Annotated in this window: 9 protein-coding genes and 1 pseudogene; 6 read left to right on the plus strand and 4 right to left on the minus strand. The window is 39.7% G+C overall.

The genetic code is table 11. From position 1 onward, the window contains the following. Positions 1-105: pseudogene (locus ACR2F3_RS00345) on the minus strand (transposase); the annotation flags it as partial. A 258-nt stretch (positions 106-363) separates the two neighbouring features. On the opposite strand from ACR2F3_RS00345, the gene ACR2F3_RS00350 reads away from it, so the two are divergent. Further along, on the plus strand, positions 364-1803 hold the full coding sequence (locus ACR2F3_RS00350; protein ID WP_432707995.1) for an SDR family oxidoreductase: 1440 nt from the start codon (positions 364-366) through the stop codon (positions 1801-1803). On the opposite strand, the gene ACR2F3_RS00355 is transcribed toward ACR2F3_RS00350, so the two are convergent. Beyond that, entirely contained in the window at positions 1804-2418 is a 615-nt protein-coding gene (locus tag ACR2F3_RS00355) for a MarR family winged helix-turn-helix transcriptional regulator (RefSeq protein ID WP_432707996.1), read from the minus strand. A 149-nt stretch (positions 2419-2567) separates the two neighbouring features. Between ACR2F3_RS00355 and ACR2F3_RS00360 the strand changes: the two genes are divergently transcribed. The 4 genes from ACR2F3_RS00360 to obgE all read left to right on the plus strand — a co-directional run bounded on the left by ACR2F3_RS00360 (position 2568) and on the right by obgE (position 5621). Beyond that, a complete protein-coding gene (locus tag ACR2F3_RS00360; RefSeq protein WP_432707997.1) occupies positions 2568-3524 on the plus strand; it encodes a fasciclin domain-containing protein in 957 nt (318 codons plus the stop codon). A 143-nt stretch (positions 3525-3667) separates the two neighbouring features. Then, the gene (locus ACR2F3_RS00365; RefSeq protein ID WP_432707998.1) at positions 3668-3814 is read left to right on the plus strand and encodes a hypothetical protein; all 147 of its coding nucleotides are present in this window, start codon (positions 3668-3670) and stop codon (positions 3812-3814) included. 164 nt (positions 3815-3978) lie between these two features. After that, a complete protein-coding gene (locus ACR2F3_RS00370) occupies positions 3979-4548 on the plus strand; it encodes an adenylate kinase (protein ID WP_432707999.1) in 570 nt (189 codons plus the stop codon). A 74-nt stretch (positions 4549-4622) separates the two neighbouring features. Beyond that, a complete protein-coding gene (gene obgE, locus ACR2F3_RS00375) occupies positions 4623-5621 on the plus strand; it encodes a GTPase ObgE (RefSeq protein WP_432708000.1) in 999 nt (332 codons plus the stop codon). Between the two features lie 12 nt (positions 5622-5633). Here the strand turns inward: obgE and ACR2F3_RS00380 are convergent, their stop codons facing one another. Next, positions 5634-6818, minus strand: a complete 1185-nt coding sequence (locus ACR2F3_RS00380) for an aspartate aminotransferase family protein (RefSeq protein ID WP_432708001.1) — start codon at positions 6816-6818, stop codon at positions 5634-5636. After that, positions 6811-6966, minus strand: a complete 156-nt coding sequence (locus ACR2F3_RS00385) for a hypothetical protein (RefSeq protein WP_432708002.1) — start codon at positions 6964-6966, stop codon at positions 6811-6813. The genes ACR2F3_RS00380 and ACR2F3_RS00385 overlap by 8 nt, the downstream gene beginning before the upstream one ends. Before the next feature lie 91 nt (positions 6967-7057). Here ACR2F3_RS00385 and trxA point away from each other — a divergent pair, with 91 nt between their 5' ends. Beyond that, positions 7058-7357, plus strand: a complete 300-nt coding sequence (gene trxA, locus ACR2F3_RS00390; RefSeq protein ID WP_432708003.1) for a thioredoxin — start codon at positions 7058-7060, stop codon at positions 7355-7357. Positions 7358-8518 lie beyond the last annotated feature (1161 nt).

The following is an 8518-nucleotide window of genomic DNA, read 5'->3' on the forward strand; positions in this document are numbered from 1 at the left end:
AAATACCTTCCGCCAGCGATACAACAATGCTGGGCTGATATCCAATTCTCTGGCTAAAGGACTGAGGTCTGTGCGGGTATTACTGAGTTCAACACTCATCACCTTGAACTCTTTTGGTTACGGGTTTCTTGCTCGTGACATAATTTCTGTTAAGTTATCAAATTCACTTAACTTATTGTCTACTCAAAGGTAGCAACTCCAGTCATTAGAATAATGCTAATGAAAATTTTCTTAGTTATATTTAGTTAACTATAACTAATGTACGTATCTGTTATCGTATTAAAAATGATACTTTTAACATCCAATATACATCAGTTTGAGATCTCACTCTAATTATGGCATATTTAGTGTAAAAAGCATTATATGAGGATATTGTTAACGGGTTCTACAGGTTACATCGCCCAACGACTGCTTCCGGTTCTATTAGCCAACAAACACCATGTTATTTGCTGTGTAAGAGATAAAAATCGCTTTGATATTCAAAAATTTGAAGGTTTTAATGTCGAAGTGATCGAGGTAGATTTTCTGAAAAAAGAAAGTCTAAACAAAGTTCCCCTAAACATCGACGCTGCTTATTACCTGATGCACTCCATGTCATCGGCAAAAGAAGACTTTTCTAAAGCGGAATTGCAAACAGCTACCCATTTTAAGGATGCGGTATTACAAAGCCATGCGAAGCAAATAATTTTTTTAAGTGGAATTGTTAACAGCGGCAGCTTATCAAAACATCTTCAATCTCGATTTAACGTGGAAGACGTTCTGAAATCAGATCGTTATGCATTAACTACCTTACGTGCGGGTATCATTGTTGGTTCCGGAAGTGCCAGTTTCGAGATTATACGCGACCTAGTAGAAAAGCTGCCGGTCATGGTAGCTCCTAAGTGGCTTAACACCAGATGCCAGCCCATAGGCATTCGCGACGTCATTAGTTTCCTGGATGGCGTACTGATGAAAGAATATACATTTAATAAGGCATATGATATCGGTGGGCCTGAAGTCATCACTTATAAAGAGATGCTTCTTCGTTTTGCGAAGGTTCGGGGACTTAAGCGATGGATTATCACCGTTCCCGTAATGACCCCTAAGCTTTCTTCGTACTGGCTATACTTCGTAACATCAGTTTCTTATCCATTAGCCAGTAGTCTTGTAGAAAGCATGACCGTAGATGTGGTGCCCGAAGCAAATGACCTTCAACAAAAGTTGCACATAAAACTTTTAACATATGAACAATCTATTGATTTGGCCTTCGGCAAGATAGCTCAAAACCAAGTGGTCTCCAGCTGGCGAGATGCAATGAACCGTGATGCTTACCCCGATAGGTTTAAAAAACTCATAGAGGTGCCAATAGAGGGCTGTTTCAAGGATGTGCAATGTATGAAAGTTGATGATCCCGAGAGAGTGCTTAAAAACATCTGGTCAATTGGTGGTTCAACAGGATGGTATTATGCCGACTGGCTTTGGTCTGTCAGAGGTTTTCTGGATAAAGTGTTTGGTGGTGTAGGTTTGCAAAGGGGGAGGACCAGTTTAGACAATCTTTCCACAGGCAGTGTGGTCGATTTCTGGCGTGTTATACTCGCGGATAAAAAAGACAGGCGGTTACTATTATATGCAGAAATGAAGTTGCCAGGAGAAGCATGGCTCGAGTTTAAAATAAATAAAGAGAATGTGTTCACACAGACTGCTACTTTTCGCCCGCTTGGTATCCCGGGACGGCTGTATTGGTACTTGATTCTACCTTTCCACGCTTTTATATTTAAAGGGATGATGCGAAATTTGGTACAGCATCAATCATCAACGGTTTAATTATAATTCACCACGGGATTTTAGCTCATGAAAGTTCTCTAATTTTAAAAGCAACCTTACTAAATCCATCTTTTCTGTATAAGAAAGAGGCTCAGTAACGTTGCTTGACGCTTTTCTTATATTATCCATACTCTCCTGTAAGAGTTGAATCCCTTTTTCAGTGATGTGAATCATCCTGTTTCTTTTATCAACATCGGTAGCTGACTGTTCGGCAAGTCCGCTGTTAATCAGTCTGTTAATGATTTGTATCCCTGCAGATTTTTCATGCACATTTTTTTTAATCAATGCGGTTTTAGTCATGCTTCCAAAACTAATCAGGCTGATCAAATAGATAAAATCATCAGGTGTAGAAAAGGATGTATTAGCAATCGCAGCCTTTGCTTGCAATTTCGCATACCTGTATAAATGCACCATTGATGTATTAATCACACTGTCTGCGGAGCGTCCTTTAGATTTACCTTCCCAATCAGGCCCTGAACAGGTGGTCAGTCCCTGCCTCGTTTGATAGTCTTTTAACCATTGTCCAAATAAAACTACGTCAGGTGTGTGTTGTTCAGATTCCTGTTCATAAATTTTTACCAGCCCAACCAAATCGGTAACTAGATCGTAATACATGTTATTTTATAATTGATAGCAAATATACAAAATAGTATTATAATGTACTAATTTCCTGTTTTAATATGTATTTTTTGAGTTAAGTAGTTTTAAATTATACTATTTGGCATCACTTTTGGTTAGTTATTGTATAAAAAAACACTAAAACTATGGAAATCTTCAACACCTACATTTTTAAAAAGACGGCCATGATAGTCGGCCTGGTAGCAGTAGTCTTTATGAGTTCTTGCAAGAAAGACGATGATGACGTTATGCCTGTAACCCAAAGTATTACCGAAATTGTTTTGGCTAACAACAATTTTTCATTGTTGCGAGCTGCGCTTATTCAGGCGGGTCTTGCAGATGTATTAGCCGGGAAAGGAAATTTCACGGTATTTGCACCAAACAATGACGCCTTTGTTGCTGCAGGTTTAGATACTGAAGCTAAGATTAAAGCCTTACCAGTGGAAACATTAAAAGAAATCTTGCTCTATCATGTGTTAGACGAGAAGGTTATATCTTCGGCTATTGCTAATGCCAGCAATATGGAGGTAGAAACTTTAGCTGATGAAGATGTATTTATCACCAAGAACGCCAATGGTGTATTTGTAAATGGCGCTAAGGTGATCCAGGCTGATATCATGGCTAATAACGGGGTTATCCACGTCATCAATACGGTATTGATGCCTCCTGCCGGAAACATCGTTCAGGTTGCGCAGGCCAATCCTAATTTTACCTTTTTAGTAGCCGCAGTGTTAAGGGCTAGCCAGGGAAGCATCAATGTAGCCCAGGTATTATCAGGTGACGGTCCATTCACTGTTTTTGCGCCTACTAATCAGGCCTTCATTAATGCAGGTTTTGCAAATATCGATGCTATACGTGCAGCAGATCCTGCGGTGTTAACCAGCATTTTAACCTATCACGTTGTGGCTTCACGGGTATTATCTGCCGACTTAACCGAGGGTGCTAAACCGGCCACAGTAAATGGCGAAGCAGTAACTATTACTTTAACTGGTGGAGCCAAAGTAAAAGGTAATAAAAATGCCAGTGCTGCAATGATTACTGCAGCAGATATGGTTACAAGCAATGGCGTGATCCATGTGATCGATCAGGTATTGTTACCTTAAAAACAGTAATATGTTTTATTGGGAAACCGCAGTGGTGTTTGACGAATACTACTGCGGTTTTTTTATACTCAGGCTGTTGTTGCTCAATAGAGATTTCGCACTTAGGTTACTATTTTGATAAAAATTAACAGACTGTTGCCTAATTGATTACTTTAGAAAAAGTAACCATCAGGCCAATGAAACCTCGCCATCACCTGCGCCTTGGCGCTATATTGCAGGAGAACGAAATTCCACTCCTGCAAAGCTTCCGCCCATTTTCACCTGTCCGGCTCCGGGTTTCTTCGGCGTAAAAAAGTCGATTTCTTCTCATCCCACTTCCATAAAAAGTGACATAATAAATTAATAATTATATATTTGCAGCTTTTAATGGAATACGCAAGTAGACTCAACTATTACCAAGAAAAGCAAGCCTAAAAAGCATCATTGCTTTCCTATAACTTTAAAGACAACCCGAATGCTAAATTTTGTTCTCTTTGGCCCCCCGGGTGCAGGCAAAGGCACCCAATCTCAAAAATTAATTGATAAATATCAATTGATACACATTTCAACCGGCGACCTTTTTAGGGCGCATATTAAGGATCAGACCACTCTTGGACAAAAAGTAAGTCAGTTAATATCAGATGGACAGCTTGTGCCAGATGAAATTACTATTGCTATGCTGGAAGAGGAAGTAGAAAAAAATCCTCAGGCTAAAGGGATTATTTTCGATGGTTTTCCACGCACCGTGCCACAAGCACAGGCTTTAGATGCTTTCCTTGAAAGCAAAGGCACAGCCATTTCTGGCGTGATTGCGCTTGACGTGGATCAGGCCGAACTGACAAAACGCATTGCCCAACGCCAACTTGAAACTGGTAGGGTAGACGATCAGGCAGATAAACTTCAAAAACGAATTGAAGAATACTTCAATAAAACAGTACAGGTATTGCCTTATTATGAGGCTCAAAATAAGTTAACCAAGGTAAATGGTACCGGGAAAATCGAAGACATTTTCGCAGACCTTTGTGCTGTGGTTGATCAGTATTAATAATAATTTGTTAAAGTAGCGGGGCGAATTTAAGTTCTTCCCGCTATTTTTGTAAAAAAGAAATAAGAATAGATATGTCGCAAGGCTCAAATTTTGTAGATTACGTAAAGATATGCTGTCGTTCCGGTAAAGGTGGAGCGGGGTCTGCACATTTACACCGCGATATAAGAACCGCCATGGGTGGTCCTGATGGTGGTGATGGTGGACGAGGCGGACATATAATCCTGAGGGGAAATACACAATACTGGACACTCTTGCACCTGAAATACCGTAAACATATTATGGCTAAAGATGGTGAACCTGGGTCCAGCAGTTTATCTTCGGGTAAATTTGGTAAAGATGAGATTCTTGATGTGCCATTAGGTACAATCGCTAAAGATGCCGAAACTGGAGAAGTTTTATTCGAAATTACGGAAGATGGGGAAACAAAAATCCTTACGGCCGGCGGTCGCGGTGGACTAGGTAACTACCATTTTAAAACGCCAACCCTGCAAACTCCTCGTTTTGCTCAACCTGGCGAACCTGGAAAAGAACAATGGGTAGTGCTGGAATTAAAGGTGCTGGCTGATGTTGGTTTGGTGGGTTTCCCGAATGCGGGTAAATCAACTTTGCTTTCTGTGGTTTCTGCGGCTAAGCCCGAAATTGCTGATTATCCTTTTACTACGCTAGTACCTAATTTGGGTATCGTTGATTACCGTGGTGGTAAATCCTTTGTGATGGCCGATATCCCGGGTATCATCGAAGGTGCTTCAAGTGGAAAAGGTTTAGGTTACCGTTTCCTTCGCCATATTGAACGTAACTCGGTATTGTTGTTTATGGTGCCGGCCGATACCAACCGTTCCATCAATGAAGAGTATGAAATTTTGAAGAAGGAATTAGAATTATATAACCCAGAACTGATGCAGAAACCCCATGTATTAGCGGTTACCAAATCAGACATGCTGGATGACGAATTAATGGAGGAAATGAAAAAAGACCTTCCAACTCATCTTCCTACCATATTTATTTCTGCAGTTGCACAAAAAAATATTACCGAACTGAAAGATTTGCTTTGGAAGGCCATTAACGAATAGTCTAATCGCTTTTTATAATAAGTCTAGGGCAGTTAATATCACAGCACAGGTCTTGCGGATTTCTTCTTCTTTAATAATTAAAGGAGGGGCAATCCGCATTGCGGTTTCACAATGAAGGAACCAATCGATTACCACACCGCGTTCCCGGCAAAGCTGGCTCACTTTCTCCACTTGTGAAAAGCTGTCTAGCTGTATACTCATCATTAGCCCAATTCCACGGACTTCCCGAATCAGCGGGTGTACAAGTAGCGAAGCGAATAACTTGGCTTTTTCATTAACCTGATCAACCAGGTTCTCTTCCAACAACACTTCTAAACTTGCCAAACCTGCACTGCAACAAACCGGATGTCCGCCAAAGGTGGTGATATGGCCGAGAATCGGGTTATGTTTCAATACCGACATAACTTCTTGCTTTGCAATAAAGGCACCCATGGGCATGCCGCCGCCAAGGGCTTTGGCTAACAGTAAAATGTCCGGCTGGATACCAAAATTTTCAAAAGCAAACAATTTTCCGGTACGACCGAATGCAACCTGTATTTCATCAAGTATTAATAGTGCGCCAACTTCTGTACAACGTGCACGAAGGGCCTGCATATAACTAATGTCTGGCACCCTGATTCCTGCTTCGCCTTGCACGGTTTCTACAATTACACAGGCCGTTTCTTCATTGATCAGGTTTAAATCAGCTACTTCATTGAAATGTATAAAATCAACATTTGGAAGTAAGGGACCGTAACCAACTTTATATTCATCACTACCCATCACACTCAGTGCACCATGCGTACTTCCGTGGTAAGAATTGTAACAGGAAATAATTCCAGTTCTGCCCGTGTATTTTTTGGCTAGTTTCAAGGCGCCTTCAGTGGCTTCTGCACCTGAATTAACAAAATAGATGTTATTCAACTCGTGGGGAAGCACTTCTACCAATTTTTTTGCAAAAGCAATCATTGGTGTTTGCACATATTCACCATAAACGGTAACATGCATGTATTTATTAAGCTGTGTCTTTATAGCGTCGAGAACTTTTGGATGCCGGTGGCCGATGTTACTTACGGCAAAGCCTGATACCAGGTCGATATAAGCTTTCCCATCTTTATCATAAAGGAAAATTCCTTCTGCAGCTTCTATTTCCAATAAGTTAGGTGAAGTTGAAGTCTGTGCGTTATTCTGAAGAAATAACTGTTTATTACTAATCATTGATGATGTATATTAATCGTAACTGCTGCGCAATTTGTGCTACAGCGATAGTTTTTTGAAGTTCTGGCTCAAAATATGCGATGATAATGCCAAGAATAAAAATGCACAGTTTCGGCATTTCTTCGTCGAGTGCTCCGAGCTGTTGCAAAAATAACGTTATTAAATTAAATGAACCAGTTTGAAAGCTATTAAAACAGTTCGGCCTTTTGAGTTGTTATTTTTTAGTTAAATAAAGTGATATGGCAACTTTTTCGGAATTGATAAAATCAGATAAACCAGTACTTGTCGACTTTTCGGCTACCTGGTGTGGTCCTTGTAAAACAATGATCCCAATTTTAGATCAGTTAAAAGGTCTTGTTGGGGATCAGGCTACCATTTTAAAAGTTGATGTTGATAAAAATCCTGCTGTTTCAAGAGCCTATCAGATTCAGGGGGTACCTACTTTAATTTTATTTAAGGGAGGTCAGGTCAAATGGCGCCAGTCTGGCGTGGTTCCGGCTAATCAGTTAAAGATGATTATTGAGGGGTATCTGGATTAAGGCGACAACTTAATATTATTAAGAAGAGCGGTCCTTCAGTAGGGTCGCTTTTTTTATGCCCGATATATTGGTCACGCCCGGAACACGCTGGTTTACTGTTTAATCTGATTACAGGCGTGGCAACATTGCGTGATAGATTGTCGATCCTCTTTTGATACCGATTTACAGATACTCAATGAAATATGTGTTCACTTGCGCTTAGAGGTGCTTTCCTGGTGTGGGAAGTTCAATGATCTGACGCGTTAATGCATTAACAATTGGCATTAATTGATTTTGGCTGCACATTAGTCCGTATTGAGTCCAACATGAATCCGTGTTTTTATGGAAATAGTCGTATTCATTACAAATTGATCTTAATTCAATTATATCGAGGCATAACTTGTATGCTGTTAAGGGAGATGCTCTGAAATCAATACCAGTTATGCTAAATAAATTTATTGGACTTACCATATTTAATTAGGATGAATAGCTTGATCCGTTTTGTATTGTAATGATGTGATATTAAGAGGTGAACCATTTAATAAGAAGTGGTAGTATATATATACATCACAATCAGATTTCTGTTTTTCTTGAAAACCTTATCGGGAAATTTTAAGGTTAATTCTGTTTTATGGAACCACTGGCGCTAATCGTATAATAAGGGATGGGAGAGGAGCAAAGCAAGCTGAATGTTTAATTGGTTTTACTATCAGATGCCGGTATTAAATAAAAACCGTAATTCTTTAGGCTCTGGGATAGCCTGTTAGCTTGTGCATACAAATATAAGCTACAATTGTTTTGCGGGGATAGAATATTTTCCTACTTTTGCATCCCGCTTCGGAGGAAGGGAAACAGTGAATGGGATATAGAGAAGGTTGATTTGAAGAGCGAAAAGTAGTAATGTTGTTCTGAGTTTTAAAAAGTTTAACGCTTTGAAAAACAAAAGAAAAAAGTTTAAAAAAAAGCTTGACAATATTAAAAAGATTACTACCTTTGCCATCCCAAACAACAAGGGAATTTAGCAGCGGAGCTGCTAGAAGAAAAAACAAGATTGAAACGACTGATTTTACAAACTGACTTTCGGAGGAATAGACCGAGAAGAAACTGAAAAAATTAGTTGCAACATATAAAGGTAACCGTGAGGTACTACCGAGAAGTTCATTAAAGAGATGTCATTTATCA

This window comes from Pedobacter sp. (genome assembly GCF_045627485.1).
In the GTDB taxonomy this organism is placed as follows: domain Bacteria; phylum Bacteroidota; class Bacteroidia; order Sphingobacteriales; family Sphingobacteriaceae; genus Pedobacter.

Bases quoted from the DNA above. Each gene is read 5' to 3' on its own strand.
- obgE (WP_432708000.1), top strand. From the start codon at position 4,623: ATGTCGCAAGGCTCAAATTTTGTAGATTACGTAAAGATATGCTGTCGT.
- trxA (WP_432708003.1), top strand. From the start codon at position 7,058: ATGGCAACTTTTTCGGAATTGATAAAATCAGATAAACCAGTACTTGTC.
- ACR2F3_RS00355 (WP_432707996.1), bottom strand. From the start codon at position 2,418: ATGTATTACGATCTAGTTACCGATTTGGTTGGGCTGGTAAAAATTTAT.
- ACR2F3_RS00370 (WP_432707999.1), top strand. From the start codon at position 3,979: ATGCTAAATTTTGTTCTCTTTGGCCCCCCGGGTGCAGGCAAAGGCACC.
- ACR2F3_RS00360 (WP_432707997.1), top strand. From the start codon at position 2,568: ATGGAAATCTTCAACACCTACATTTTTAAAAAGACGGCCATGATAGTC.
- ACR2F3_RS00380 (WP_432708001.1), bottom strand. From the start codon at position 6,818: ATGATTAGTAATAAACAGTTATTTCTTCAGAATAACGCACAGACTTCA.
- ACR2F3_RS00350 (WP_432707995.1), top strand. From the start codon at position 364: ATGAGGATATTGTTAACGGGTTCTACAGGTTACATCGCCCAACGACTG.